This is a genomic window from Bradyrhizobium sp. 2TAF24, assembly GCF_052115025.1.
Taxonomy (GTDB): Bacteria; Pseudomonadota; Alphaproteobacteria; order Rhizobiales; family Xanthobacteraceae; genus Bradyrhizobium_A.
This window is the reverse complement of sequence record NZ_JBFRFW010000017.1, coordinates 107042-132778: the sequence shown is the minus strand read 5'-3', so window position 1 is coordinate 132778 and position 25737 is coordinate 107042. Positions and strand designations below refer to the sequence as shown.

The 25737-nt window shown below is 65.6% G+C and carries 25 protein-coding genes; 14 read left to right on the top strand and 11 right to left on the bottom strand.

Features of this window, described 5'->3' with window-relative positions; translation table 11 throughout:
• Nucleotides 1-105: 105 nt before the first annotated feature.
• Nucleotides 106-477 carry a DUF883 family protein gene (locus AB4Z37_RS24780; RefSeq protein WP_441519408.1) on the bottom strand — a complete coding sequence of 124 codons (372 nt, stop codon included), beginning with the start codon at nucleotides 475-477 and terminating at the stop codon, nucleotides 106-108.
• Between the two features lie 160 nt (nucleotides 478-637).
• Entirely contained in the window at nucleotides 638-796 is a 159-nt protein-coding gene (locus AB4Z37_RS24775; protein ID WP_441519407.1) for a DUF3309 family protein, read from the bottom strand.
• A gap of 244 nt (nucleotides 797-1040) precedes the next feature.
• On the opposite strand from AB4Z37_RS24775, the gene AB4Z37_RS24770 reads away from it, so the two are divergent.
• Nucleotides 1041-1796, top strand: coding sequence for a L,D-transpeptidase (locus tag AB4Z37_RS24770; protein WP_441519406.1), 756 nt, complete (start codon nucleotides 1041-1043; stop codon nucleotides 1794-1796).
• 31 nt (nucleotides 1797-1827) lie between these two features.
• The gene (locus tag AB4Z37_RS24765; RefSeq protein ID WP_441519405.1) at nucleotides 1828-2463 is read left to right on the top strand and encodes a DUF2865 domain-containing protein; all 636 of its coding nucleotides are present in this window, start codon (nucleotides 1828-1830) and stop codon (nucleotides 2461-2463) included.
• A gap of 117 nt (nucleotides 2464-2580) precedes the next feature.
• On the opposite strand, the gene AB4Z37_RS24760 is transcribed toward AB4Z37_RS24765, so the two are convergent.
• The 6 genes from AB4Z37_RS24760 to cysD form a co-directional block, all read right to left on the bottom strand.
• Nucleotides 2581-4743 carry a malate synthase G gene (locus AB4Z37_RS24760; protein ID WP_441519404.1) on the bottom strand — a complete coding sequence of 721 codons (2163 nt, stop codon included), beginning with the start codon at nucleotides 4741-4743 and terminating at the stop codon, nucleotides 2581-2583.
• A gap of 277 nt (nucleotides 4744-5020) precedes the next feature.
• Nucleotides 5021-5896, bottom strand: coding sequence for a sulfate ABC transporter permease subunit CysW (gene cysW, locus AB4Z37_RS24755; protein WP_441519403.1), 876 nt, complete (start codon nucleotides 5894-5896; stop codon nucleotides 5021-5023).
• A complete protein-coding gene (cysT, locus tag AB4Z37_RS24750; RefSeq protein ID WP_441519402.1) occupies nucleotides 5896-6723 on the bottom strand; it encodes a sulfate ABC transporter permease subunit CysT in 828 nt (275 codons plus the stop codon). The genes cysW (AB4Z37_RS24755) and cysT (AB4Z37_RS24750) overlap by 1 nt, the downstream gene beginning before the upstream one ends.
• A gap of 159 nt (nucleotides 6724-6882) precedes the next feature.
• Entirely contained in the window at nucleotides 6883-7887 is a 1005-nt protein-coding gene (gene cysP / locus AB4Z37_RS24745) for a thiosulfate ABC transporter substrate-binding protein CysP (RefSeq protein ID WP_441519401.1), read from the bottom strand.
• Nucleotides 7888-7934: 47 nt separating this feature from the next.
• Nucleotides 7935-9851, bottom strand: a complete 1917-nt coding sequence (gene cysC, locus AB4Z37_RS24740; protein ID WP_441519400.1) for an adenylyl-sulfate kinase — start codon at nucleotides 9849-9851, stop codon at nucleotides 7935-7937.
• 17 nt (nucleotides 9852-9868) lie between these two features.
• The gene (gene cysD, locus AB4Z37_RS24735; protein WP_441519399.1) at nucleotides 9869-10663 is read right to left on the bottom strand and encodes a sulfate adenylyltransferase subunit CysD; all 795 of its coding nucleotides are present in this window, start codon (nucleotides 10661-10663) and stop codon (nucleotides 9869-9871) included.
• A gap of 222 nt (nucleotides 10664-10885) precedes the next feature.
• On the opposite strand from cysD, the gene cysG reads away from it, so the two are divergent.
• The 12 genes from cysG (at nucleotide 10886) to AB4Z37_RS24675 (ending at nucleotide 22194) form a co-directional block, all read left to right on the top strand.
• Complete coding sequence (cysG, locus tag AB4Z37_RS24730) at nucleotides 10886-12304, top strand: siroheme synthase CysG (RefSeq protein WP_441519398.1); 1419 nt, start codon at nucleotides 10886-10888, stop codon at nucleotides 12302-12304.
• On the top strand, nucleotides 12301-12615 hold the full coding sequence (locus AB4Z37_RS24725; RefSeq protein WP_211966701.1) for a DUF2849 domain-containing protein: 315 nt from the start codon (nucleotides 12301-12303) through the stop codon (nucleotides 12613-12615). Before cysG ends, AB4Z37_RS24725 begins: the two co-directional genes overlap by 4 nt.
• Nucleotides 12616-12627: 12 nt before the next feature.
• A complete protein-coding gene (locus tag AB4Z37_RS24720; protein ID WP_441519397.1) occupies nucleotides 12628-14283 on the top strand; it encodes a nitrite/sulfite reductase in 1656 nt (551 codons plus the stop codon).
• Nucleotides 14270-14779 (top strand): DUF934 domain-containing protein, encoded by a 510-nt coding sequence (locus tag AB4Z37_RS24715; protein ID WP_441519396.1) that lies wholly within the window; start codon nucleotides 14270-14272, stop codon nucleotides 14777-14779. The genes AB4Z37_RS24720 and AB4Z37_RS24715 overlap by 14 nt, the downstream gene beginning before the upstream one ends.
• Nucleotides 14776-15519 carry a phosphoadenylyl-sulfate reductase gene (locus tag AB4Z37_RS24710; protein ID WP_441519395.1) on the top strand — a complete coding sequence of 248 codons (744 nt, stop codon included), beginning with the start codon at nucleotides 14776-14778 and terminating at the stop codon, nucleotides 15517-15519. The genes AB4Z37_RS24715 and AB4Z37_RS24710 overlap by 4 nt, the downstream gene beginning before the upstream one ends.
• A 122-nt stretch (nucleotides 15520-15641) precedes the next feature.
• Nucleotides 15642-16631 carry a sulfate ABC transporter substrate-binding protein gene (locus tag AB4Z37_RS24705; protein ID WP_441519394.1) on the top strand — a complete coding sequence of 330 codons (990 nt, stop codon included), beginning with the start codon at nucleotides 15642-15644 and terminating at the stop codon, nucleotides 16629-16631.
• A gap of 60 nt (nucleotides 16632-16691) precedes the next feature.
• Complete coding sequence (gene cysT, locus AB4Z37_RS24700; RefSeq protein WP_441519393.1) at nucleotides 16692-17528, top strand: sulfate ABC transporter permease subunit CysT; 837 nt, start codon at nucleotides 16692-16694, stop codon at nucleotides 17526-17528.
• A 5-nt stretch (nucleotides 17529-17533) separates the two neighbouring features.
• Nucleotides 17534-18463 carry a sulfate ABC transporter permease subunit CysW gene (gene cysW, locus AB4Z37_RS24695; RefSeq protein ID WP_441519392.1) on the top strand — a complete coding sequence of 310 codons (930 nt, stop codon included), beginning with the start codon at nucleotides 17534-17536 and terminating at the stop codon, nucleotides 18461-18463.
• On the top strand, nucleotides 18453-19502 hold the full coding sequence (locus tag AB4Z37_RS24690; RefSeq protein WP_441519391.1) for a sulfate/molybdate ABC transporter ATP-binding protein: 1050 nt from the start codon (nucleotides 18453-18455) through the stop codon (nucleotides 19500-19502). Before cysW (AB4Z37_RS24695) ends, AB4Z37_RS24690 begins: the two co-directional genes overlap by 11 nt.
• Nucleotides 19503-19617: 115 nt before the next feature.
• Entirely contained in the window at nucleotides 19618-20136 is a 519-nt protein-coding gene (locus AB4Z37_RS24685) for a CAP domain-containing protein (protein WP_441519390.1), read from the top strand.
• Nucleotides 20137-20231: 95 nt separating this feature from the next.
• Entirely contained in the window at nucleotides 20232-21401 is a 1170-nt protein-coding gene (locus AB4Z37_RS24680) for a DUF3734 domain-containing protein (protein ID WP_441519389.1), read from the top strand.
• Nucleotides 21402-21405: 4 nt separating this feature from the next.
• Nucleotides 21406-22194 (top strand): 3-hydroxybutyrate dehydrogenase, encoded by a 789-nt coding sequence (locus tag AB4Z37_RS24675; RefSeq protein WP_441519388.1) that lies wholly within the window; start codon nucleotides 21406-21408, stop codon nucleotides 22192-22194.
• Nucleotides 22195-22276: 82 nt separating this feature from the next.
• On the opposite strand, the gene AB4Z37_RS24670 is transcribed toward AB4Z37_RS24675, so the two are convergent.
• The 3 genes from AB4Z37_RS24670 to AB4Z37_RS24660 form a co-directional block, all read right to left on the bottom strand.
• A complete protein-coding gene (locus AB4Z37_RS24670) occupies nucleotides 22277-23653 on the bottom strand; it encodes an oligosaccharide flippase family protein (protein WP_441519387.1) in 1377 nt (458 codons plus the stop codon).
• A 90-nt stretch (nucleotides 23654-23743) separates the two neighbouring features.
• Nucleotides 23744-25243, bottom strand: coding sequence for a tripartite tricarboxylate transporter permease (locus AB4Z37_RS24665; RefSeq protein ID WP_441519386.1), 1500 nt, complete (start codon nucleotides 25241-25243; stop codon nucleotides 23744-23746).
• Nucleotides 25243-25737, bottom strand: coding sequence for a tripartite tricarboxylate transporter TctB family protein (locus tag AB4Z37_RS24660; RefSeq protein ID WP_441519385.1), 495 nt, complete (start codon nucleotides 25735-25737; stop codon nucleotides 25243-25245). The genes AB4Z37_RS24665 and AB4Z37_RS24660 overlap by 1 nt, the downstream gene beginning before the upstream one ends.

The window sequence follows — 25737 nt, the reverse complement described above, 5'->3', positions numbered from 1 at the left end:
ATGATCTAGGAAGAATGATTTAGGGACGATGTCGACGGCGACGCTCGGCCGACGGTCGGAACCAGGGTGGCGAACCTCCGCGGGCCCTTGTGGCCGGCTGATGGCTCAGCGGCGCCAGGTGACGCCAATCAGGAAGCCGAAGCCGAGTGCGATGGCCACCGCGGCGATTGGACGCTGCGTGACAGCCTCTTCAAGAGTGTCCTCCAGCGACGAGGCGGCCTGCTGGGCGGCATCGAATGCGGTATTGCCGTGCTTGGAAACGTCGGACATCACGCTGTCGATGGCGGACTTCGCCTGCTTGGCCCCGCGTCGCGCTTGCTTCTGCGCCGTGCCAGCGAGATCATTCAAAGCCTCGCTGAGTTGGTTCGCGAGATCTGCGATATCGGTCTTCACGGCCTCGACGTCCTTCAGAAGACGCTCATAGTTCGCCTTGTCGGACAGATCCTTCATACCGTCCTCACCTTGTTCACGCGGCATCACGTTGCTCCTCGCCGGGTCATCACATCGACGCATCAACGCCGTGCGGCAGCTCGTGGTTCCGTGGGAAAGACCTTGCTGGATCGGAGGTTAGGGAAGCCGCGGAAATCTGTGCGCTTGAAATAGCGTGTCGAACGGCAAAGGCCTGGCCATCATGACTTCAGATCCGCCCGAGCAGCAGCAGGATCAAGACGATCACCAGCATGGTGCCGACGATGCCGGATGGGCCGTATCCCCATGACTGGCTGTAGCCCCAGCGAGGGGAGACGGCGAACAGGATGGCAATGAGAATGATGATGATCAGGGTGCCGAGCGACATGGCCGTAGTCTCGCGATGAGATGCCGGGCATTCGGGGCGGCGCTCCCCGAACGTCGCGCAGATAATCCTTGGCCCTGGCTTCGGGGACTTAACCGCCCGTTACCGTCGATGGTTCCCCTCGCGAAGTCGTGACCCGGGGATCGGCTTGAGATCGCTTCTTTGCCGCAAGCGCTGCAGGAACCCGGGCGCGCCGACCGCGTTGATTCGGCGGGTCGCGTCATCCGGACTGCAAGAGGGCAGGGACATGACACAATCGATGTGCCGACAGGCAGCGCATGGACGTAGCGCCGTGATCGCAGCTGCAGCCATTCTCGTGACCGTCGCCGGGGTTTCGGGGGCTCATGCCCAGGCGCTTGGCTATGCCAGCGACCCGCGCGGGTTGTCCTGGTCGGACAACGCGTCGGGACTTCAGGAGCCTGCTGCGATCGACAATGGCAGCGGTTCTTACGTATTGCCCGAACGGCTGCGGCGGCAGGTGGTGAGCTACAGCACCCGCGAGACACCCGGCACCGTGGTGATCGATACGGCGAACACCGTGCTCTATTATGTGCTCGGTCATGGTCAGGCGATCCGCTACGGCGTCGGCGTCGGTCGCCAGGGCTTCACCTGGGCGGGCACCCAGAGCATCTCCCGCAAGGCCGAATGGCCGGACTGGCATCCGCCGGCAGAAATGATTGCGCGCCAGCCCTATCTGCCGCGCTTCATGGCGGGCGGACCGGGCAATCCGCTGGGGGCGCGGGCGATGTATCTTGGCGCCAGCGAATATCGCATCCACGGTACCAACGACCCTTCGACCATCGGCAAATTCGTGTCGAGCGGCTGCATCCGTTTGACCAATGCGGACGTCGAGGACCTGTTCAACCGCGTGTCGATCGGGACCAGGGTGGTGGTGCTGCCGAAGAGCGGAACGACGCGCGCCGAAGCGCAGCAGAGCGTGCCGCCACTTTCCCCGGCGCCACAGCGTCAGGCGGTGAACCTCGCCACATCCGGCCTGTACTAACCGGCGTGCAGCGACTGCTCAGGGAAGCCAGATGACGTTCGGATCGCGCTATCGGTTGACCGCCGGTCTTATGCTGGGGCTTGCGACGGCGTGTGGCTCGTCGGCCGGGTATGCGCAGGACTTTTTCTCGGCACTGTTCGGCGGCTTCGCTCCGCCTCCGGCGGTGCGTCCGGCGCTGCCGCAGCCCTTCGGCAACGGCAGCGACGATGTGCGGCTCGCGCCGCGGGCGGGCGGAGGCGAGCGCACGGCCTATTGCGTGCGGACCTGCGACGGGCGCTACTTCCCGGTGCCTCCGGCGGATGGCCAGAATCGCGGCGCGCTGTGCAACAGCCTGTGCCCGGCAAGCGAGACCAGGGTGTTCTACGGCGGGTCGATCGACGACGCGTCGACCGACGGCGGCAAATCCTATTCCGACCTTCCCAATGCCTTCCGCTACCGCAAGGAAATCATTGCGGGCTGTACCTGCAACGGCAAGGACACGTTCGGCCTCGCATCCGTCAGGATCGAGGACGATCGCACCTTGCGCAAGGGCGACATCGTCGCTGGACCGAATGGTCTGGTGGTCGCGACTGGTCGTCCGGACAAGCGTGCCGCGGCGAATTTCACCCGGATATCCTCCTCCGCCCGCACCCGCCTCGAGCGGTTGCCCGTGGTCGCACGGGAGTAGGTCGGGATTCACGAGCCCTTTCGGTCGCCACGCCGCATCGCACGGTCAGAAGCTTGCGCCTGAAACAAAAAGCCCCGGCGTGGTGCCGGGGCTTTTGTCGTCGAGGCCGATGGTTGGTCAGCCGGCCGCCTTGGCTTCGCGGCGGCGGGCGTGGAGGATGAACTCGGTGTAGCCGTTCGGCTGCTCTCGGCCCTTGAACACGAGGTCGCAGGCGGCCTGGAAAGCGATGCCGTCGAAGCTCGGTGCCATCGGCTTGTACAGCGGGTCGTCGGCGTTCTGGCGGTCGACCACCACCGCCATCCGCTTCAGCGCTTCCATCACCTGCTCTTCGGTGACGACGCCCTGGTGCAGCCAGTTGGCGAGATGCTGGCTCGAGATGCGCAGCGTAGCGCGGTCTTCCATCAGGCCGACATCATGGATGTCCGGGACCTTGGAGCAGCCGACGCCCTGATCGATCCAGCGCACCACATAGCCGAGAATGCCCTGGCAGTTGTTGTCGATCTCCTGCTTGACGTCGTCGGGCGCCCAGTTCGACTGCGACACCGGGATGGTGAGGATGTCGGACAGCTTCGCGCGCGGCAGGGTTTGCTTGATCTCCTGCTGGCGCTTCTGCACGTCGACCTGATGGTAGTGCAGGGCGTGCAGCGTTGCCGCGGTCGGCGACGGCACCCATGCGGTGGTGGCGCCGGCCTGGGGATGGCTGATCTTCTGCGCCAGCATGTCGGCCATCTTGTCGGGAGCTGCCCACATGCCCTTGCCGATCTGGGCATGGCCCGGCAGGCCGTCGATCAGGCCGTTGTCGACGTTCCAGTCTTCATAAGCCTTGATCCAGGGCTGAGCCTTCATGTCGTTCTTGCGGATCATCGGGCCGGCTTCGATCGAGGTATGGATCTCGTCGCCGGTCCGGTCGAGGAAGCCGGTGTTGATGAAGACGACGCGCTCGGAGGCAGCCTGGATGCAGGCCTTCAGGTTCACCGTGGTGCGGCGCTCCTCGTCCATGATGCCGACCTTGAGGGTGTTCTTCGCCAGGCCGAGCATCTGCTCGACGCGGCCGAACAGCTCGCAGGTCAGCGCTACCTCGTCGGGGCCGTGCATCTTCGGCTTGACGATGTAGACCGAGCCGGTGCGGCTGTTGCGGGTCGGCGACAGGCCCTTGACGTCATGCATGGCGATCAGGCCGGCGACGGCGGCGTCGAGGAAGCCTTCCGGAATCTCGGCACCGGAGGCATCCAGCACCGCGTCGGTGTACATGTGATGGCCGACATTGCGCATCAGCAGCAGGCTGCGGCCGTGCAGACGCAGCTCCTTGCCATCCGGCGCGGTGTAGACGCGGTCGGCGTTCAGCGTGCGCTTCAGCGTCTTGCCGCCCTTTTCGAAGTCGGCGGACAGCGTGCCGTTCATCAGGCCCAGCGTGTTGCGGTAGACCAGCACCTTGTCCTCGGCGTCCACGGCCGCGACGCTGTCCTCCATGTCGAGGATGGTGCTGACGGCGGATTCGAGCACCATGTCGGCGACGCCGGCGGGATCGTCCTTGCCGATGATATTGGCGCGGTCGATGCTGACCTCGATGTGCAGGCCGTTGTTGACCAGCAGGATTGCGGTCGGTGCTGCCACGTCGCCACGGTAGCCGGCGAGCTGCCTGGCGTTCTTCAGTGCGGTCTGGCTGCCATTGCCGAGCTTGGCGACCAGCGCGCCCTTGTCGATGCTGTAGGCGGTGACGTCGCCATGGCTGCCGCTCGCCAGCGGCGCGCTCTGGTCGAGGAAGGCCTTGGCCTTGGCGATCACCTTGGCGCCGCGCGCCTTGTTGTAGCCCTTGCCACCTTCGCTCGGATCGTGCGGGATCGCATCGGTGCCGTAGAACGCATCATAGAGGCTGCCCCAGCGCGCGTTGGCCGCATTGAGCGAGTAACGGGCGTTGGTCAGCGGCACCACCAGCTGCGGGCCGCAGAGCTGGCCGATCTCGGCATCGACATTGGCCGTGGTGACCTGCTTGGTCGCCGGCTCGGGCAGCAGGTAGCCGATCTCCTTCAGGAAAGCGGTGTAGGCAGCGAGATCGAACGGCTTGCCCTTGTGGGCGCGATGCCAGCCGTCGATCTTGGCCTGCAGGCTGTCGCGCAGCGCCAGCAGCTCCTTGGTGCGCGGCGCGAGGTCACGGACGATCGCAGCGAGTCCGGCCCAGAAGCTGTCCGGCGCGATGCCGGTTTTCGGCGCGGCTTCCTTGGCGATGAAGTCGGCAAGGACGGTGGCGACCTTCAGTCCACTGGCTTCGATGCGTGTCATCTCAAATGTTCTCACGAGGATGATGGGCGGGGCATCCGCCCGGGTTTCTTGGGGGCCTCCGGCAGGCTGGTCGACGCCAGCTTCCGCAGAAAGTGAATATAAATCAATAGTTTCCGCACCTGCTGCAGGCAGCGGGCCCGGTCAAGGACGGGTATTTTGTTTGCAGGTGCGAACGCCCTGAAAGGGCGTTGTAGCGCCAAAGGCAGGGAAAAGAGAAGGGGGTTGCTCCCCCTCCCATCGGGGGGCTTGCCTTTGCCGCGCCAGAACCCCGTATCTGCTAATGACCTGATCCGCTGTGCGAAACACCGCTGGCACGCTCCAGCCCCACCTTGATCAGGATGGTCAGCAGGGCGACGGCGGTCAACACGGTCGCCGCGGTAAAGGCGCCGATGACATTGTAGTCCTGATACAGCAGCTCGATCTGCAGCGGCAGCGTCGTGGTCTGACCGCGGATGTTGCCGGAGACCACCGAGACGGCGCCGAACTCGCCCATCACGCGGGCATTGCACAGGATCGCGCCGTACATCACCGCCCATTTGACGTTGGGCAGTGTCACCCGCCAGAACGTCGCGAAGCCCGACGCACCGAGCGTCACGGCGGCCTCTTCCTCGTCGGTGCCCTGCACCTGCATCAGCGGGATCAGCTCGCGTGCCACGAATGGTGCAGTGACGAACATGCTGGCAAGGACGATGCCGGGCAGCGCGAACATGATCTTGATGTCATATTCGGCGAGCAGCGGGCCGAACAGGCCCTGCGAGCCGTAGACGAACAGATAGGCCACGCCGGCCACGATCGGCGACACCGAATAGGGCAGTTCGATCAGGGCGATCAGCAGGGTGCGGCCCGGAAACTCGAACTTGGTGACCGTCCATGCCGCCGCCAGGCCGAAAACGATATTGACCGGCACGACGATCAGCGCTGTGAGCAGTGTCAGCATCACGGCATGGAGCGTCGCCGGCTCGATCAGATTCCGCCAGAACACGGCGAGGCCGGCGGACAGGCCGCTGCCCACGATCAGCAGCAGCGGCGCGAGCAGGAAGAATGCGGTGAGCACGAAGGTGATCGCCAGCACCACCCGGCGCGTGGCCGGGCCGCCGCCAACCGGAGTGTGGATCCAGGCGGCGCGCGCGTGCGCCTTGGCTGGCTCCGTCATCACACTTCTCCGCGGCCGACATAGCGCAGCTGCCAGGACTGCACGGCATTGATGACGATCAGCATGACGAACGCCATCAGCAGCATCACGGTGGCGATCGCTGCCGCGGCCTCGTAGTTGTATTCCTCCAGGCGGATGAAGGTGAGCAGCGCCACGATCTCGGTGCGCATCGGCTGATTGCCGGCGATGAAGATCACCGCACCGAATTCGCCGAGGCTGCGCGCGAACGACAGCGAGCAGCCGGCGAGAAACGCCGGCAGGATCGACGGAAAGATGATCTTGCGCAGGATCTGGAAATCATTCGCTCCCAGCGAGCGGCCGGCTTCCTCGATATCCGAACCGAGGTCCTCGATCACCGGTTGCACGGTGCGCACGACGAAAGGCACGCTGGTGAAGGCCATGGCAAGGGCGATGCCGAGCGGAGTATAGGCGACAGTGATGCCGATGGCGCCAAGTGGCGCGCCGAACCAGCCGTTCTTGGCGAACAGCGCGGTCAGTGCGAGGCCGGCGACCGCCGTCGGGAGCGCAAAGGGCACGTCGACGAGTGCGTCAAGAAGACGCTTGCCGGGAAATTCGTACCGCGCCAGCACCCAGGCCAGCAGCAGGCCGTAGATCGCATTGAATACCGTGGCGGCGAACGCCATGGTCAGCGTGACGCGGATCGCCGCCAGCGTGCGCGGCGACGACAGGATGACCCACAGTTGTGACAGGCCGACGCCGGAGGCCTTCAGCAGCAGCGCGCACAGCGGCAGCAGCACGATGGCGCCGAGATAAAGCACAGTGGTGCCCAGCGCCAATCCGAACCCTGGGATGACCCGGCGTCGCACGTCTCACTACCTTCCGAACATTCCAACAAACCTCCGCGCTGCAGAGCGCGGACAGGCGTCGCCGAGGACCACAGCGTCCGGCCGATGTCATAGAACGTTTTTCCGGGCGCGGAAACAGCCGCGCCCGGAAAAACCCGGTTCCGATTCAGATGGGAAAAATCAGTTCTGGCGCGCGGCGAACAACTGATCGAGCTTCGCGCCGGAATTGAGATGATCGGTGTTCACCTTGTCCCAGCCGCCAAAGGCCTCCTCGACAGTCACGAGCTTGACGTCGGGGAACCGGTCCTTGAACTGCGCCGCGACGGTCTTGTCGTTGACGCGGTTGTACTGCCTGGCGAGGATGGTCTGGCCCTCGGGTGAATACAGGTATTCGAGATAGGCGGTCGCGAGTGCGCGTGTGCCGTGCTTGTCGGCGTATTTGTCGACGACGGTCACCGGGAACTCAGCGAGCAGGCTCTGCGACGGCACCACCACCTCGTACTTGTCCTTGCCGGCGAGATCACGGATGCCGTTGGTCTCAGCCTCGAAGCTGATCAGCACGTCGCCGGTCTGGCGCTCGACAAACGTCGTGGTGGCGGCACGGCCGCCGGTGTCGAACACCGGGACATTGGCGAACAGCTTCTTGACGAACGCGTCGGCCTTTTCCTCGCTGCCATACTTGCTTTTCGCAAAGGCATAGGCCGCCAGATAAGTGTAGCGGGCGTTACCCGATGTCTTCGGGTTGGGGAAGATCACCTGCACGCCGGGCTTCACCAGGTCGTCCCAGTCCTTGATCTGCTTCGGATTGCCGGCACGTACCAGGAAAGCGGGCAGCGAGTAGTAGGGCGAGGAGTTGTTCGGCAGCCGCTTCTGCCAGTCGGCTGGAATGAGCTTGCCCTTGTCGTGCAGCACCTGCACGTCGGTGACCTGATTGAAGGTGACGACGTCGGCCTCGAGCCCCTCGATGATCGAGCGGGCCTGGCGCGACGAGCCATTATGCGACTGGTTGATGGTGACGTCCTGGCCGGTCTTCGCCTTCCACTGCTTGGCGAACGCGACATTGATCTCGGCGTAAAGCTCGCGCGCGATGTCGTAGGACACGTTCAGCAGCGTGTTCGGGTTCTGGGCGCTGGCGGCCGAGATCATGCCGAGGCTGGCGGTGAGAGCGATGAGAAAACGACGCAAGACTGGTCTCCTTGGATGGTCGCACGCGGGGCGCCGGAGGCGCCCCGTCAGATGTTGGCGGCGATGTCGGACAGTTCGTCGAACAGGATTCCCGTGCGTGTCAGGAGGTGTTCGATCTCGTCCGCAGCATCGGCGATCGAGCGATCGGTGGTGTCGATGGTGAGCTCCGCCTGGGTCGGCGCCTCGTAATCCTTGCCGAGGCCGGTGAAGCTCGGCAGGCTGCCGGCGCGCGCCTTGGCATAGTGCCCCTTGGGGTCGCGGCTCTCGCAGACTTCGGCCGGGGTCGAGACATAGATTTCACGGAACAGCTCATCGGCGATCCGCCTGGCCTGCGTGCGGTCCTCCGCCGCGGGCGACACCGCGGCCACGATGGCGATATGGCCATTGCGTGCGAGATGGGCGGCAATCTCCGCCAGCCGGCGCACGTTCTCGGCGCGATCTTGCGGCGAGAAGCCGAGATCGCCATTGAGCCCGGCGCGCAGGGTGTCGCCGTCGAGCAGGATCGGCGAGCCGCCGCGGCTGAACAGCTTGCGCTCCAGTGCTCGCGCCAGTGTCGACTTGCCGGCGCCGGGCAGGCCGGTGAACCAGACCACCGCGCCGCCATGGCCGTAGCGCGCCGAGCGTTCGTCGGGGCGCAGCGCCGATTCCACCGGCACGATGTCGACCGGCACGGCGCGCTGGCCGGCATCGACGCTGAGCACGAGGCCGCCGCCGGCGATCCGGCCGTTGACCTCGATCACGAGGCGGCCAGTACGCGCGTTCTCGGCATAAGGGTCCACCGCGACCGGCTGCGCCAGCGAGATGTCGATCTCGCCGACATGGTTGCGGGCGATCGACTGGGTGCTGACGCTGGAGAGCTCGCCGGGGTCGACAGCGTTCTCGATCGCGACCACGGTGGCGCGCGTTTCCTTGGTCCCGAGGCGCACCAGGATCGAGGCGCCGGCGGTGAGCGGCTGGTCATGCAGCCAGAAGACCCGCGCATGCAGGCGCCGGGTGTCGCGTGGTGCAGCGGCAGCATGGGCGATGATGTCGCCCCGCTCCAGGAAGAGCTCTCGATCGAGGGTGATGCCGACCGAACGGCCCGCGCCCTGGCGGGCGGCGACCGGTGTCGCCGGCCAGCCCTCGACGCTGCGGATCTTGGCGATCTTGCCGGCCGGCATGATCACGATCTCGTCGCCGGCGATCAGGCTGCCGGATTCGATCCGGCCGGCCACGATGCGGCGGTCGTCGAATTTGTAGATCGCCTGCACCGGCAGCCGCAGCGCCAGCTCGTCGAGCCGTCGCGCCGGGGTGAGCGCATCAAGAGCCTCGACCACGGTCGGCCCGGCGTACCAGGCAATCGACGGGGTGCGCGCGGCGACGCCGTCGCCCTCGCGGGCCGAGATCGGGATGATCGCGGTCGGCGTGACGCCGAGGCCGGTGAGATGGGCGGTGATCTCGCGGCTGATCTCGTCGAACCGCGACTGGGAAAAGTCGACCCGATCCATCTTGTTGATGACGATCGCGACCTGGCGGATGCCGAGCAGGTGCAGCAGGTAGCCGTGGCGGCGGGTCTGGTCGCGCACGCCTTCCGCCGCGTCGATGATCAGCACCGCAGCATCGGCCTGCGAGGCGCCGGTGATCATGTTGCGGAGGAATTCGGCGTGCCCGGGCGCGTCGATCAGCACGATGTCGCGCGAGCGGGTGCGAAAGCGGATCTGGGTGGTGTCGATGGTGATGCCCTGGTCGCGCTCGGTCTGCAGCGCGTCGAGCAGGAACGACCATTCGAACGGCATGCCGCGGCGCGCCGAGACCGCCTGGAGCATTTCGAGCTTGCCGTCGGGCAGGCTGCCGGTTTCGTGCAGCAGGCGGCCGACGAGCGTCGATTTGCCATGATCGACATGACCGACGATGACGATGCGAACTTGCGCGCGCTCAGCAGTCTTGGCGGGGCTGGCGACGAGATTGGAAACGGCAATGGTCATGCTGTGCGTCCGCCTGATCAGAGGTAGCCCGAAACACGCAGGCGCTCGAAGGCGTCTTCGGTTTCATGATCCAGCGCGCGTCCGGCGCGCTCCGGCACCTTGGTGCTTGCCAGCTCGTGCAGGATTTCGGCGATGTTGGAGGCGTGCGAGTCTACCGGGAAGGTGATGTCCTGGTCGCCGAGCGAGCGATAGCGCTTGCCGTTGTTCGACAGGTACAGCGGAATGATCGGGATGTTCTCGCGCTGGGTGTAGGCCCAGATGTCGGCCTCGGTCCAGTGCAGGATCGGATGCACGCGCAGGTGGGCGCCGGGCGGCGGCGAGGCGTTGAACTGGTCCCAGAACTCCGGAGGCTGGTCGCGCACGTCCCAGCCGCCCTCGGTGCCGCGCGGCGAGAACACGCGCTCCTTGGCACGCGTCGCCTCCTCGTCGCGGCGAATGCCGGCGATCAGCCCGTCGAAGCCATATTTCGCCAGGGCCATCTTGAGGCCCTCGGTCTTGCGTGCGGCGGAGCGTGCGGCCGGCGGCAGGGTCGGGTCGACGGCGTCGATGGGCGGGCAGGGGTCTACCCGCAGGTCCAGCCCCCATTCCGCGGCATAGCGGTCGCGGAAGGCATACATCTCTGGAAACTTCTTGCCGGTGTCGACATGCAGCGCCGGAAACGGCACCTTGCCGAAGAACGCCTTGCGGGCGAGCCAGATCATGACGTTGGAGTCCTTGCCGAGCGACCACAGCAAGGCCAGTTTCTTCAGACGGGCGAAGGCCTCGCGGAAGATGTAGATGCTCTGGGCCTCGAGCTCATCGAGATGGTCCATATTCAATGTCTTTCGTTCGATCCGGGCCCAGCCGTTAGCGCGTGTAGATGACCGGCAGACGATGGCTGGAGAAGAAGCGCCTCTAACTCTTGGCGTTTGGAGCACGAAATTCTAAGATTGCGCCGCAACATAGAAGAAATAATTTTCTCTTTGCGGCCTTGATTAGATACATATATAGAAAATAATTCCAGTCAACCCCGGAATTGGGGAAGCGGAGTACCGATGCGGTTTCTACCGGTGTTTCTCGATCTGCAGGCCGGGTCCATCCTTTTGGTGGGCGCGGGCGAGCTTGCGCAGGCCAAGCTGCGCCTGCTGCTGGCTGCGGGTGCGCAGGTGCGTTGGCATGCCCTCGATGGCCGGTACGACGCCTCCGGGCAGGAAGTCCTGGCGGGCGTCACGCGCGACGAGGACGATCCGCTGACGACAGATCTCACCCATGTCATTGCCGTGCTGTGTGCCGGCGCTGGTCCCGTGGGTCATGCGGTGGCTGCGCGGGCCCGTACACTCGGCATCCCTGTCAATGTCATGGACGAGCTCGATCACTCCACCTTCATCGTTCCGGCGATCGTCGATCGCGGCGACGTCGTGGTGGCCGTGGGCACTGGCGGCGCCTCGCCTGTCGTGGCGCGCCGGGTGCGAGAACGCATCGAGACCATGCTGCCGGCCCGCATCGGAGATCTCGCGACATTCATCGGGCGTTGGCGCGCCGCGATCAAGGCGCGCATCGCCGACATGGCGCTGCGACGGCGCTTCTGGGAGCGCGTCGTCGATGGCCCGATCGGCGCGGCGGTGCTTGCTGGCCGTGTCGACGAAGCCGAAGCCGCGCTCAGGGCCATCGATGATCCCACGACCTATGCCGGTCAGCGTGCGTCCGGATTTGTCACGCTGGTCGGAGCAGGGCCGGGCGATGCGGATCTGCTGACCATCAAGGCGCTGCGTGCGCTGCAGGACGCCGACGTGATCTTCCATGACGATCTGGTGTCGTCGGAGGTGCTGGACCGCGCCCGTCGTGACGCTGCGCGGATGTCTGTCGGCCGTCGTGCCGGCAAGCCGGGCATCGGCCAGGACGCCATCAATCGTCTGCTGATCGAGGCGGCGCAGAAGGGCCAGCGCGTGGTGCGGTTGAAAGGCGGCGATCCCTTCATCTTCGGCCGCGGTGGCGAGGAAGTCGCCGCGCTGCGCGAAGCCGGAGTGCCCTATGCCATTATCCCTGGCATCACCGCGGGACTTGGTGCTGCCGCGGAATTCGAGGTGCCGCTGACCTTCCGTGAAAAAGCGCTGCGGGTCACCTTCCTGACCGCGCACAAGGCGGATGACGCCGAAGCCGTCGATTGGTCGGCGCTCACCGATCCGCGGATGACGGTGGTCATCTATATGGGCGCCACGGCCGCAGCGGCGATCCGCGCCGGCCTGCTCGCCGCCGGGCGCTCGCCGCGGACGCCGCTTGGCGTGTTTGCCCGGGTGACGCGCCCGGACGCCAAGGCCGTGGTCGGCGTGCTCGATGATCTGGCCTCACTTGCTGCGGAGGTCGACAGGGGCCCCGCCATCCTGGTGATCGGCGATGTGGTCACCCAGTCAGCGCCATGGCGCAACGCACAGCTCGCTCAACTCCTCTCGAACTTTAGGATTGCCGCCGAATGACGTCTCCGCTGCAGCAGAAGATCAAGATCACCGGTCCGTCGATCGTGACCGCGAACCGCACCAGCGATGGTGCGGTGATCTACCGTACCGCGTCGCATGGCTGGTCGGAGCAGCTTGCGGCCGCAGCCATCGTCCGCACCGCCGATGACGCCCGCACGCTGCTTGCCGAGGCGGTCGCCGACGATGTCGGCGCCGTCGGCGCCTACATCGCGCCGGTCAAGGAGGCCGGTGAGGGCCGCATCGAGCCGGGCAACCTGCGCGAACACATTCGGCGCGACGGCGTCACCATCGACCTCCTGGTTTCCGCGTAAGGCTCGCCGACCATGTATGCATATGATGAAATCGACCGTACGTTCCTCAATGAGCGCGTCTCCGAATTCCGTGACCAGGTCCAGCGCCGCCTCTCAGGCGAACTGACCGAGGACGAGTTCAAGTCGCTGCGCCTGATGAACGGCGTCTACCTGCAGCTCCACGCCTACATGTTCCGCGTTGCTATTCCCTACGGCACGCTGTCGTCGCGCCAGCTGCGGCGGATGGCCCATGTCGCCCGCAAGTATGACCGCGGTTACGGCCATTTCACCACGCGCCAGAACATCCAGTACAACTGGATCAAGCTGTCCGAGTTGCCGGATGCGATGGAGGACCTTGCCGAGGTCGGCATCCACGCGATCCAGACCAGCGGCAACTGCGTGCGCAACATCACGACCGATCAGTGGGCCGGCGTGGCGCCGGAGGAGATCGAGGATCCGCGGATCTGGGCGGAGGTGCTGCGCCAGTACACCACGCTGCATCCGGAGTTCTCGTTCCTGCCGCGCAAATTCAAGATCGCCATCACGGCTGCCGACCACGACCGGGCCGCGATCGCGATCCACGACGTCGGCCTGCGGATGCTCAGGAACGACAACGGCGAGCTCGGCTTCGAGGTGCATGTCGGCGGAGGTCTCGGTCGCACGCCGTTCATCGGCAAGGTCATCAAGCCGTTCGTCCACGCCCACGACATCATCAGCTATGTCGAGGCGATCCTGCGCGTCTACAACCAGTACGGCCGCCGCGACAATATCTACAAGGCGCGCATCAAGATCCTGGTGCACGAACTCGGCGCCGAGACGTTCGCCCGGGATGTCGAGGCCGAGTGGGCGGAGATCCGCGAGAGTGCCCTTCGCATCGACGATGCCATGGTGGAGGACATCCGTTCGCGTTTCACCTATCCGGTGTACGAGAAGCTTGCGGACGAGCCGGCCGAACTGGTCAAGGCGAAGGAGGATCCGCGGTTCGCTGCCTGGCTGCAGAACTCCGTCGCGCGGCACCGCGAGGCCGGGTATGCGATCGTGACGTTGTCGCTGAAGCCCGTCGGTGGCCCCCCGGGCGACGCCACGGCCGAGCAGATGGATGCCATTGCCGACCTCGCGGACCGCTACTCGTTCGGCGAAATCCGTGTTGGCCACGAGCAGAATCTGGCGCTGCCGCACGTCGCCCAGCGCGACCTGCCGGCGCTGTGGCGGGCGCTCGACAAGATCGGCGTCGCCACGCCGAACGTCAATCTGGTGTCCGATATCATCGCTTGCCCCGGGCTCGACTATTGCTCGCTCGCGAATGCGCGCGCGATCCCGATCGCCCAGGAACTGACCAAGCGGTTCGCCGACCACGAGCTCGCGCGGATGATCGGCAAGCTGCATGTCAATATTTCCGGCTGCATCAATGCCTGCGGCCATCACCATGTCGGCCACATCGGCATCCTCGGCGTCGAGAAGAACGGTGAGGAGTTCTACCAGATCACGATCGGTGGCCGTGCCGACGAGAAGGCGACGCTGGGCACGCTCATCGGTCCGGCGGTCCCCTATAACGACGTCGCCGATGTTGTCGAGGACGTCGTCGAAGCCTATCTCGCGCTGCGCGCGCGGCCGAGCGAACTGTTTATCGATACGGTGAAGCGCCTCGGCGTCGAGCCGTTCAAGGAGCGTGTCTATGCCACTCGTTAAGGACAATGCCGTCACCGCGGACGATTTCGTGCGGGTGGCCGACGACGATGCCATTCCCAGCGGTGCCGTGCTGCTGCCGGCGGCGCGTTTCCTGGTCGATCCCGAAGGCGTCCTGAAGCGCAACAGCAAGGTCGGCGTGATCTGGCCGAACAACAAGCCGATCGCCGAGCTCGCGCCCTACCTCGACCGGCTCGCGGCCGTGGCGCTGGTGTTTCCGACGTTCCGGGATGGCCGGGCCTATTCGCAGGCACGGCTGCTGCGCGAGCGGTTCGGTTATGCTGGCGAGATGCGTGCCACCGGGCAGGTGCTGCGCGACCAGTTCGTGTTCATGCTGCGTGCCGGCTTCGATGCCTTTGAAGTCAAGAAGGACAGCGACGCGGCGGCGTTCGCCAAGGTGGCGCAGCGCTATTCGGTGTTCTATCAGCCGACCGGCGATGGCCGTCTGACGGCGTCACGCCGCAGGCTCGCCGATCAGACGGAGGGCGTGCGGCTGTGAGCACGGTGGCGTCGCAGATCGAACAGGCCGGTGCGGCGGGCGCGCCGCGGCTGCTGCCGCAGGCGGCGGATCTCGACCGGCTGCTTGCGGATGCGGCGCCGGCGGCCGTCGTCGAAGCCGCGCTGAACGCGATCGGGCGCGACCGGCTGGCGGTGGTGTCGTCCTTCGGGGCGGAATCCGCGGTGCTGCTCAAGATCGTCGCTGATGTCGATCCCGCGATCCCGGTGGTGTTCCTCGATACCGGCTGGCTGTTTCAGGAGACACTGGATTACCGCGATGCGCTGACGAAGCAACTCGGCCTGCGCGACGTGCGGACCATTCATCCGTTGCCGGATGCGCTGGCGGCGCAGGACGCCGAGCGCGAGCTATGGTTCTCGGATCCGGACGCATGCTGCCGCATTCGCAAGGTCGAACCGTTGATCCGCGCGTTGCAGCCGTTCGACGGCTGGCTCAACGGGCGCAAGCGCTTTCAGGGCGGTCTGCGCACCGCGATGTCGGTGGTCGAGGCCGACGGTGCCCGTCTGAAATTCAATCCGTTGGCCAATGCCACGCCGGAGCAGCTCGCGGACATCTTCACCGCGGCGCAGTTGCCGCCGCATCCCCTTGTCGCATCGGGTTTCCGCTCGATCGGGTGTATGCCTTGCACCAGTCGCAGCGCGGCAGACGAGGATTCACGTGCGGGCCGCTGGCGCGGCCGCGGCAAGACGGAATGTGGTATTCACACCACCGCGACTTCCTAGCATGTTGCTCCCTCTTCGCCGGGAAGAATGAAATCCGGTTTCGTTGACTTGCAGGACGATCTCCCGGAGTTTGATCCGCGCTGTCGATGACGAAGATGTTGTCGAGCTGAATGGAGACTGAGATGCTGCGTCGTATTCTCCCCGTCATCGCGGGTATTGTCTGGGCGGGGTCGGCGTTCGCTGCCGATTTTTCCTTGCTGAACGTGTCGTACGATCCGACGCGTGAGCTCTATGTCGATTTCAACAAGGCGTTCGCTGCGGCCTATCAGAAGGAAGCTGGCAAGAGCGTCGAGATCAAGCAGTCGCACAACGGCTCGGGCGCGTCGGCGCGCAGCGTGATCGACGGTCTGCAGGCCGATGTCGTGACGCTCGCGCTCGCCTACGACATCGACGCGGTTGCGGCCAAGGGGCTGCTCGACAAGGACTGGCAGAAGCGCCTGCCGCAGAATTCGTCGCCGTATACCTCGACCATCGTGTTCCTGGTCCGCAAGGGCAATCCCAAGGGCATCAAGGACTGGGACGACATCATCAAGCCGGGCGTCAGCGTCATCACGCCAAACCCGAAGACCTCCGGCGGGGCGCGCTGGAACTACCTCGCGGCCTGGGGTTACGCGCTGAAGAAGTTCGGCTCTGAAGACAAGGCCAAGGCCTTCGTTGCCGACATCTTCAAGAACGTCCCGGTGCTCGATACCGGCGCGCGGGGCTCGACCGTGACATTCGTCGAGCGCGGCGTCGGTGACGTGCTGCTGGCCTGGGAAAACGAGGCTTACCTGGCTGTCAAGGAATTCGGCAAGGACAAGTTCGAGATCGTGGTGCCGTCGGTGTCGATCCTCGCCGAGCCGCCGGTCGCTGTGGTCGACAAGGTCGTCGACAAGAAGGGCACCCGCGCGGTTGCCGAGGCGTACCTGAAGTATTGGTACACCAAGGAAGGCCAGGACATCGCCGCGCGCAATTTCTACCGGCCGCGGGATTCCGAAGTTGCGGCGAAGTACGCCGGCTCCTTCGCCAAGGTCGGCCTGTTCACCATCGACGACGTGTTCGGCGGCTGGACCAAGGCGCAGAAGGATCACTTCTCCGACGGCGGCGTGTTCGACCAGATCTACAAGAACTGACATTGAGGCCTGGGGCGCCGCCGGTTCCGGCGGCGATCCCATCGCAGGGCAGAGGGCATCGTGAGCGGAGCATCGAGACGGAGCGTGTTGCCGGGGTTCGGCCTGACCATGGGCGTGACCCTGACGTGGCTCTCCATCCTCATCCTGATTCCGCTCGCGGGCCTGTTCGTGAAGACGACGGAGCTGTCGCTGGCGCAATTCATCGCCGTCGTTACCAGCCCGCGTACGCTCCATGCGCTGGCGGTGTCCTTTGGCCTCGCGTTCGCGGCGGCGCTGGTCAATCTCGTCGCCGGGGTCATCGTCGTGTGGGCGCTGGTGCGTTATCGTTTTCCCGGCAAGCGCCTGTTCGATGCCATCGTCGACATTCCGTTCGCGCTGCCGACCGCGGTCGCAGGCGTGGCACTGTCGGCGCTGTTCGCCCAGAAGGGCTGGCTCGGGGCGCCACTGGCGGCGCTCGGCATCAAGGTGGCGTTCACGCCGCTCGGCATTTTCGTCGCGATGATCTTCATCGGCATTCCCTTCGTGGTGCGCACCGTGCAGCCGGTGCTGCTCGACCTCGAAGTGGAGCTCGAAGAGGCGGCCGCGAGCCTCGGCGCCAGCCGCTGGCAGATCATCAGCCGTGTCATTGTGCCCAGCCTGACGCCCGCCATCCTCACCGGCTTCGCGCTGGCGTTCGCCCGCGCGGTCGGCGAGTACGGTTCGGTGATCTTCATCGCCGRCAACCTGCCCAACGTGTCGGAGATCGCACCGCTGCTGATCGTCATCCGTCTGTCGGAATTCCGCTATGCCGACGCCACCGCCATCGCGGTGGTGATGCTGGTCGTCGCCTTCCTGATCATTTTCATCATCAATCGCATTCAGCGCTGGGCGCAACTGCGCGCCGCGGCCGTTCATTGATCGCCATGACCCTGATCGCAACCAATCCATCCCCGACCGAAGCCAGCGCCCCGCCGTTCGACGGCGGCCGGCCGCCGGTGGTGCGCGTCGCCCCGCTGGCGCGCCGTGATGCGCGAACCGAGCCGCGCTGGGTGCGCCTCGCCATCATCGGTTTCGCCGTCGCGTTCCTGTCGGTTTTCGTGCTGTTGCCGCTGATCCTGGTGTTCGCCACGGCGTTCTCGCGGGGAGTCGGCGAGTATCTGTCGGCGCTGTCGGGATCGGAGGCGCTGGCGGCGATCAAGCTGACTTTGCTGACGGCCCTGATCTCGGTCAGCCTCAACCTGGTGTTCGGGCTGATGGCGGCCTGGGCGATCGCCAAGTTCGAGTTTCCCGGCAAGACCTTTCTGATCACCCTCATCGACCTGCCATTCTCGGTCAGCCCGGTGATTTCTGGCCTCGTGTTCGTGCTGCTGTTCGGCGCGCAGGGCTATCTCGGCCCCTGGCTGCAGGCGCATGACCTGCAGATCCTGTTCGCGCCGCCGGCGATCATTCTGGCGACGACGTTCGTGACGTTTCCGTTCGTGGCGCGGGAGCTGATCCCGCTGATGCAGGAGCAGGGAACGCAGGAGGAGGAGGCCGCGATATCGCTGGGAGCATCGGGCTGGCGGACGTTCTGGCGCGTCACCTTCCCCAACATCAAGTGGGGCGTGCTCTATGGCGTGCTGCTGTGCAACGCCCGCGCCATGGGCGAGTTCGGCGCCGTGTCGGTGGTCTCAGGCCATATTCGCGGCGAGACCAACACCATGCCGCTGCTGGTCGAGATCCTGTATAATGAATATCAGCTGGTGGCCGCGTTCGCGATCGCGTCGCTGCTCGCCTTCCTGGCATTGATCACGCTCATCGTGAAGACCGTGCTGGAAGGTCGTCTCGCAGAGGAAAAGCCAAGTGACCATTGAAGTCCGCAACCTGGTAAAGAAGTACGGCGCATTTGCCGCGCTCGACAATGTCGACCTCAAGGTCGACACCGGCGAACTGCTCGCGCTGCTCGGCCCCTCGGGATCCGGCAAGACCTCGTTGCTGCGGATCATCGCGGGCCTCGACTGGCCGGATTCCGGCACCGTCAGCTTTGATGGCGAGGACGCGCTGTCGCGCGGCGCCGGCGAGCGCCATGTCGGCTTCGTGTTCCAGCACTACGCCCTGTTTCGTCACATGAGCGTGTTCGAGAACGTGGCGTTCGGCTTGCGCGTGCAGCCGCGCGCCGTGCGCAAGAGCGAGGCGGACATCCGCAAGCGCGTCAAGGAACTGCTCGATCTCGTGCAGCTCGACTGGCTCGCCCACCGCTATCCCAGCCAGCTCTCCGGTGGCCAGCGCCAGCGCATCGCGCTGGCCCGCGCGCTGGCGATCGAGCCGCGCATCCTGCTCCTCGACGAGCCGTTCGGCGCGCTCGACGCCAAGGTCCGCAAGGAGCTGCGGCGCTGGCTGCGCCAGCTCCACGACGAGATCCATGTCACGTCGATCTTCGTCACCCATGACCAGGAGGAGGCGCTGGAAGTCGCCAACCGCGTGGTGGTGATGGACAAGGGCAAGATCGAGCAGATCGGCTCGCCGAGCGACGTCTACGACAATCCGGCGACCGCTTTCGTTCACGGCTTCATCGGCGAGTCCATCGTGCTGCCGGTCGATGTCGTCGACGGCCAGCTGCGGCTTGGCGACAAGGTGCTGGACCTGCAGTCGCAGGGCGCGGCGGCCGGCCCGTCGAAGTTGTTCATCCGCCGCCACGACGTCGTCGTCGGTCCGGCCGGCTCGGGGTCCCTGGAGGGCGCGGTGAAGCATGTGCGGGCGTTCGGCCCGACCCAGCGCGCCGACGTGGCGCTGCGGGCCAATGGCGACGAGACCCTGATCGAGATCGATGCGCCGCGCGACCGCGAGCTGCGCCCCGGCGACATCGTCGGGCTGCAGCCCAAGCGCTACCGGATCTTCGGCGCGCAGGCCTGACTGTTCCGTCGGTTCCGGCCCCGCGCCGGCTGCCGGCGGTCGGCGTTCACTTTTCAGCCACGGTTGGTGTGCAACAACCCCCTCCGAGTCGATGGTTTGGGCGGGGGTAGACTGAATGTTGCGCGCGACGATCGCGGTCTCGGTTCTTGCTGGGGTCTTTCTGCTGGGCGGCTGCGCCAGCGATCGGGACATTCCGGCGGAACAGCCTGCCTTCTATCTGAGCATGGCCCATGGCGGCGCGAAGGTGGATGCGGCGGTGGCCGCCTCGATGATCTCCGGCTATCGGCACAACAATGGTCTTGGCGCGGTCGAGGTCGACCCGGTGCTGATGCAGGTAGCGGAAGCCCAGGCGATGGCCATGGCGACGCGCAACAAGCTCGATCACAATGTCGTCGGGACGCTCGGCCAGCGCATCAAGACCTCCGGCTATGATGCCAAGGTGGCGGTCGAGAACGTGTCGGCCGGCTATCATACGCTCGCGGAAGCGTTTTCGGGCTGGCGGGACTCCCCGCCGCACAAGGCCAACATGTTGAACGGTGGTGTCACAAAATTGGGCATTGCCGCGAGTTATGCTCCAAATACCAAATACAAAGTGTTCTGGGCGCTCGTTCTGGCGGCACCCGACGCCCGATAACCTTGGTTTGAAACCATTTTGGCCGGAGCTGATTGACGGCATGGGGAACTGACGCCACGCTGAGATCCGCCTGAAACATTCATTCATTGGCCTTCATGGATACGCTCACGTCCTCGTCGCCGTCTGACGCCAAAACGCCCGCACAAGCCCAGCGCATTCTTGTGTTGCAGGGTGGCGGCGCCCTGGGATCATACCAGGCGGGCGCCTATCAGTCGCTCTGCCGCCATGACTTCGAGCCGGACTGGGTCGCCGGTATCTCCATTGGAGCGATCAATTCCGCGATCATCGCCGGCAATCCCCGGGAGAAGCGGCTGGCGCGGTTGCGGGAGTTCTGGGAGCTGGTGTCGTCACCCGTTCCCTGGCAGCCGCTGATCGGCGGCGATCGTGCGCGCCTCGCCTTCAACGAAACCAGTGCGGCGCTGATCGCAACCTTCGGTGTCCCCGGCTTCTTCATGCCGCGAATTCCGCCGGCGCTGCTGTGGCCTGCAGGCAGCGAGCAGTCGCTGAGCTTCTATGACACTGCGCCGCTGCGCGAGACGCTGGAGCGGCTGGTCGACTTCGACCGCATCAATGCCAAGAAGACGCGACTGAGCGTCGGCGCTGTCAATGTCAAGACCGGCAACTTCACCTACTTCGACAATGCCCGCCAGGAGATCCGGCCCGAGCACATCATGGCGTCGGGGGCACTGCCGCCGGGTTTTCCCGCCATCGAGATCGACGGCGAATATTACTGGGACGGCGGCGTCGCCTCCAACACCCCGCTCGACTATGTGCTCGATCAGGAAACGCGAACCGACCTACTGATCTTCCAGGTCGATCTGTTCAGTGCGCGCGGGCGGCTACCCTCGACATTGCTCGAGGCAGCGGAACGTGAAAAGGACATCCGCTATTCCAGCCGCACGCGGTTGAACACCGACATGAACAAGCGGATTCACAACACCCGTCTGGCGCTGCGCAACCTGATTGCCAAGCTGCCGGTGAATCTCAGGAACGATCCCGACGTCGCCCTGCTCAACGAGGCGGCCAAGGAGAACACCGTCACGGTGGTCCACCTGATCTACAAGAGCAAGAATTTCGAGACGTCGTCGAAGGACTACGATTTCTCGAATTTCGCCATGCGTGAGCACTGGGCGGCCGGCGAGCACGACGTCGACTGCTCGATGCGCCATCCGGAATGGCTGCAGCGGCCGCAGAACGGCGAGACCATGGTGACCTACGATCTCATCGGCGATGAACCCCTCACGCCGGATGACACAAAGGAGTGAGATGATGGCGAACTTGAAAGGCAGGACGGCGGCGGTCACCGGATCGACCAGCGGCATCGGGCTTGCGATTGCGCGCGCGATGGCAAAAGCCGGAGCGAACATCGTCATCAACGGCATGGGCAATATCGCCGACATCGAGAAGGAACGCTCGGCGATCGAGACCGATTTCGGCGTCAAGTGCGTCTATTCGCCCGCCGACATGACCAAGCCGGTGGAGATCGCCGAATTCGTCGCGCTCGGCGAAAAGACCTTCGGCTCGGTTGATATCCTCGTCAACAACGCCGGCATCCAGTTCGTGTCGCCGGTCGAGGAATTCCCGATCGAGAAGTGGGACGCGATCATCGCCATCAACCTGTCGGCCGCGTTCCATGCGATCCGTGCCGCGGTGCCCGGCATGAAGAAGCGCCAGTGGGGCCGCATCATCAACACCGCGTCCGCCCACTCGCTGGTGGCCTCGCCGTTCAAGTCGGCCTATGTGTCAGCGAAACATGGCATCGCCGGCCTGACCAAGACGGTGGCGCTGGAAGTCGCGACCTCCAAGATCACCTGCAACTGCATCAGTCCCGGCTATGTCTGGACGCCGCTGGTCGAGCGCCAGATCCCGGAGACGATGAAGGCACGCAATCTGACCAAGGAGCAGGTCATCAACGACGTGCTGCTGGACGCGCAGCCGACCAAGGAGTTCGTCACCGCCGACCAGGTCGCTTCGCTGGCGCTCTACCTGTGCGGCGACGACGCGGCCCAGATCACCGGCGCCAATCTGTCGATCGACGGCGGCTGGACTGCCGAATAAGCGCAACGCTCCGAGCGAGCCCTGAAATGCCAAGGCCTGCCCCGGATAACGGGGCAGGCCTTTGCGTTCCGTTCGCGGAAAATCAGCGTGACGCTTTGCCGAACACGAACACATGCAGGCCAAGGCGGCGGCGGGTGATCCAGAACAGCAGCACCGTCTCGAATACCAGCGACAGCGAGGTCGAGGCCGCCGCGCCGTAGCCGCCGTAGCGCGGCACCAGCATGAAGCACAGCAGCACGTTCATCGCGAACGAGGTGGCATAGGCCATCGCGCAGTAGTGCTGGTGGCCGAGCATGTTGAGCAGCCGCTCCACCGGGCCGATGGCGGCGCGGACGACAAGGCCGATGGCGGCGACGAACATGATGCCGTAGCCGCCGGTGAACTGGGCGCCGAACAGCCACAGCAGTGGCTTGCCGAGCGCGAGCAGGACGAGGGTGGCCACGAGTGAGGGCCAGAACGTCCACTTGATCGCGTAGGCGACGTAGGCCGACAGCCGTTCGGTGTCGCCGGACGCATGGTACTGGGTGAAGCGATGGGCCGTCACGGCCGACATCGCGTAGTGGATGAACGACACCAGCGCCAGCGTCTTGACCACGGCGAAGTAGACGCCGACCTCCTCGGAGGAGCGGAACTGCTGCAGCATCAGCACGTCGGTGTAGGACAGCAGCAGGTAGAAGCTCTCGACCAGCAGGATCGGCAGCGACACCGCGAGCCAGCCCGGCACGTCGTGGGTCTTCGGCCCGGGCTCGACCGTGGTGGCGAGGCGGCGGTTCAGGGCGATCATTTGACCGGTCATGGCGATCCACACCGCCGCCGCGCTCGCCAGCATGGCTTCGGTGGCCGTGAGCTGGAAGCCGAGGCCAAGAGCGCCGGCGGTGAAGCCGATGATCAGCGACTGCCGCACCACGAACTGCGGCATCAGGCCGAGGCGCATCCAGTCGTGTGAGCGCGCGAGGCCGTCCTGCACGTTGGCCACCACGAAGGCGGGCAGCGTCAGGCAGCCGACATAGAGCGGCACCACGGTGTCGGCGCCGATCCATGGCGACAGCAGCCAGACCAGGCCAGCCGCGAGCAGGGCGAACACGATGGCGACGGCAAATGTCAGCCAGCGCGATCCGGACAGGAAGCCGCGCAGCAGCGCGGTCTGGCCGGCAGCGCGGTATTCGGGAATGAGCTTCTGGGCGGATCCGGCGATGCCCAAGTCCATCATGCAGCCGAGCAGCAACACCCACGTCCAGGCGTAGACATAGACGCCGTAGTCGGAGCCGCCCATCCACCGGGCGAGCAGCACCTGGGAGAAGTAGGCAAGGCCGGCGCTGAACACACGGATGATGAACACGGTGCCGGCGAGCCGCTTGGTGACGGAGGCTTCGTGCGAGCCGCCGCTGAACAGCGCGCGCACCCGCGCCAGCAGGCTCGTCCGGTCCAGTGTCGTCGTTTCTGTTTCGATCACAGCCAAAGTCGTTCACCCCGCCGGCCCGCTTGCGGCGAGGTCTATCAACCCTTCGTTAAGAATCGGTTGGAGCCCCGCGGGCGGGGAACCAGGTTCCTAGTCCTCAGTCGCCTTGAACCGGGCCAGCCCCTTCAGCGCGAAGGGGGCGATGAGGGCGATCAGCGCTACGCCGAGCAAGGTGGCCGAGATCGGGCTCTGCAGCAGAGCCATCGGATCGCCGAGGCTGATGGAGAGGGCCCGCCGCAGCTGGCTCTCGGCGATTGGCCCGAGAATGAGGCCGACCACGACCGGGGCGATGGGGAAGTCGAACCGGCGCATCAGGAAGCCGAGCACACCGAAGCCGGCGAGCATCGACAGTTCCACCACGGATGGCTTGGCGGCAATGGTGCCCATGGTCGCGAATACTAAAATACCGGCATAGAGCCAGGGCTGGGGGATCGCCAGCAGACGCACCCACAGGCCGACCAAGGGCAGGTTGAGCACCAGCAGCATGCCGTTGGCGATGAACAGGCTGGCGATCAGGCCCCACACCAGATCCGGCCGTTCGGCGAACAGCAGAGGCCCCGGATTGAGGCCATACTGCTGAAAGCCGGCCAGCATCATCGCCGCGGTCGCGGAGGTCGGCAGGCCCAGCGTGAGCAGCGGCACCAGCGTGCCGGCCGCGGAGGCGTTGTTGGCGGCCTCAGGCCCGGCGACGCCTTCGATCGCCCCTTTGCCGAACTCCTCGGGGTGTTTGGCGAGCCGCCGTTCGGCGGAATAGGACAGGAAGGTCGGGATCTCGGCACCGCCGGCGGGCAGCGCGCCGATCGGAAAGCCGAACAGCGTGCCGCGCAGCCATGGCTTCCAGGACCGCTGCCAGTCTTCCCGTGTCATCCACAGCGAGCCGCGCACCGGCTCGAGCTTCTCCTCGGTGTGGTGACGGCGCGAGGCCACGTAGAGTGCTTCGCCCACCGCAAACAGGCCGACCGCGAGTGTCGTCACCTCGACGCCGTCGAGCAGCTCGGGCACGCCGAAGGCGAGGCGCGCCTGGCCCGTGAGCTTGTCGATGCCGATGAGGCCGAGCGTGAGGCCGATGAACAGGCTGGTCAGGCCGCGGACGGGAGAATCGCCGAAGGTCGCCGACACCGTGACGAAGGCGACGCACATCAGCGCGAAGTAGTCCTCCGGGCCGAACTTCACGGCGACGTCGACCAGCCAGGGCGCGAGGAAGGCGAGGCCCAGCGTCGCCAGCGTGCCGGCGACGAACGAGCCGATCGCCGACGTGGCGAGCGCCGGGCCGCCGCGTCCGGCCTTGGCCATCTTGTTGCCTTCGAGGGCGGTCGCCATCGAGGCGCTCTCGCCCGGGGTGTTGATCAGGATGGCGGTGGTCGAGCCACCGTACATGCCGCCATAGTAGATGCCGGCAAACATGATCAGCGAGCCGCCGGGATCGAGCTTGTAGGTGACCGGCAGCAGCAGCGCCACCGTCAGCGCCGGGCCGATGCCGGGCAGCACGCCGACGGCGGTGCCGAGGAACACGCCGACCAGGGCGTAGAGCAGGTTGATCGGCTGCAGCGCCACGGCCATGCCATGCGCGAGTGCGGCAAATGTATCCATCACAGCAGCCTTTCCAGCGGGCCTGCGGGAAGGCTCAGCGTCAGCAGGCGGTCGAAGGCGAGGTAGATCAGGAGGCTCAGCACGAAGGCGATGACGAAGTCGGTCATGGGGGCGCGGCGTCCGAAGGCGGTGGACGTGGCGACGAACAGCGCGGTGGTGGCGAAGATGAAGCCGCCGCCGAGGCCGATGATCGCGATCAGCAGGGCGAGGCCGCCGAGGATCAGCAGCACGGCGCGCGGATCGGCGCTCTCGCGCGGTGGCAGCTGGCCGCGGAGCGCGTCGAGCAAGTTGGCGATGGCAAGCAGGCCGAGCCCGCAAGCGATCACGATCGGCATCGCCTCCGGGCCCATGCCGTAGACGGTGTTGGCCTGCAGGCGGCTGGCATCCCAGACGAGGATTCCCGCGACGACGGCGAGCAGCGCAGCAATCACGATGCCGGCCGGATCGGCGCGATGGCGCGTCGGCCCAGATGACGGAGGGGTGGCGAGGGTCAT

Bases quoted from the DNA above. Each gene is read 5' to 3' on its own strand.
- AB4Z37_RS24780 (WP_441519408.1), bottom strand. From the start codon at position 477: ATGCCGCGTGAACAAGGTGAGGACGGTATGAAGGATCTGTCCGACAAG.
- AB4Z37_RS24775 (WP_441519407.1), bottom strand. From the start codon at position 796: ATGTCGCTCGGCACCCTGATCATCATCATTCTCATTGCCATCCTGTTC.
- AB4Z37_RS24770 (WP_441519406.1), top strand. From the start codon at position 1,041: ATGACACAATCGATGTGCCGACAGGCAGCGCATGGACGTAGCGCCGTG.
- AB4Z37_RS24765 (WP_441519405.1), top strand. From the start codon at position 1,828: ATGACGTTCGGATCGCGCTATCGGTTGACCGCCGGTCTTATGCTGGGG.
- AB4Z37_RS24760 (WP_441519404.1), bottom strand. From the start codon at position 4,743: ATGACACGCATCGAAGCCAGTGGACTGAAGGTCGCCACCGTCCTTGCC.
- cysW (WP_441519403.1), bottom strand. From the start codon at position 5,896: ATGACGGAGCCAGCCAAGGCGCACGCGCGCGCCGCCTGGATCCACACT.
- cysC (WP_441519400.1), bottom strand. From the start codon at position 9,851: ATGACCATTGCCGTTTCCAATCTCGTCGCCAGCCCCGCCAAGACTGCT.
- cysD (WP_441519399.1), bottom strand. From the start codon at position 10,663: ATGGACCATCTCGATGAGCTCGAGGCCCAGAGCATCTACATCTTCCGC.
- cysG (WP_441519398.1), top strand. From the start codon at position 10,886: ATGCGGTTTCTACCGGTGTTTCTCGATCTGCAGGCCGGGTCCATCCTT.
- AB4Z37_RS24725 (WP_211966701.1), top strand. From the start codon at position 12,301: ATGACGTCTCCGCTGCAGCAGAAGATCAAGATCACCGGTCCGTCGATC.
- AB4Z37_RS24720 (WP_441519397.1), top strand. From the start codon at position 12,628: ATGTATGCATATGATGAAATCGACCGTACGTTCCTCAATGAGCGCGTC.
- AB4Z37_RS24715 (WP_441519396.1), top strand. From the start codon at position 14,270: ATGCCACTCGTTAAGGACAATGCCGTCACCGCGGACGATTTCGTGCGG.
- AB4Z37_RS24705 (WP_441519394.1), top strand. From the start codon at position 15,642: ATGCTGCGTCGTATTCTCCCCGTCATCGCGGGTATTGTCTGGGCGGGG.
- cysW (WP_441519392.1), top strand. From the start codon at position 17,534: ATGACCCTGATCGCAACCAATCCATCCCCGACCGAAGCCAGCGCCCCG.
- AB4Z37_RS24685 (WP_441519390.1), top strand. From the start codon at position 19,618: ATGTTGCGCGCGACGATCGCGGTCTCGGTTCTTGCTGGGGTCTTTCTG.
- AB4Z37_RS24680 (WP_441519389.1), top strand. From the start codon at position 20,232: ATGGATACGCTCACGTCCTCGTCGCCGTCTGACGCCAAAACGCCCGCA.
- AB4Z37_RS24675 (WP_441519388.1), top strand. From the start codon at position 21,406: ATGGCGAACTTGAAAGGCAGGACGGCGGCGGTCACCGGATCGACCAGC.
- AB4Z37_RS24665 (WP_441519386.1), bottom strand. From the start codon at position 25,243: ATGGATACATTTGCCGCACTCGCGCATGGCATGGCCGTGGCGCTGCAG.
- AB4Z37_RS24660 (WP_441519385.1), bottom strand. From the start codon at position 25,737: ATGACCCTCGCCACCCCTCCGTCATCTGGGCCGACGCGCCATCGCGCC.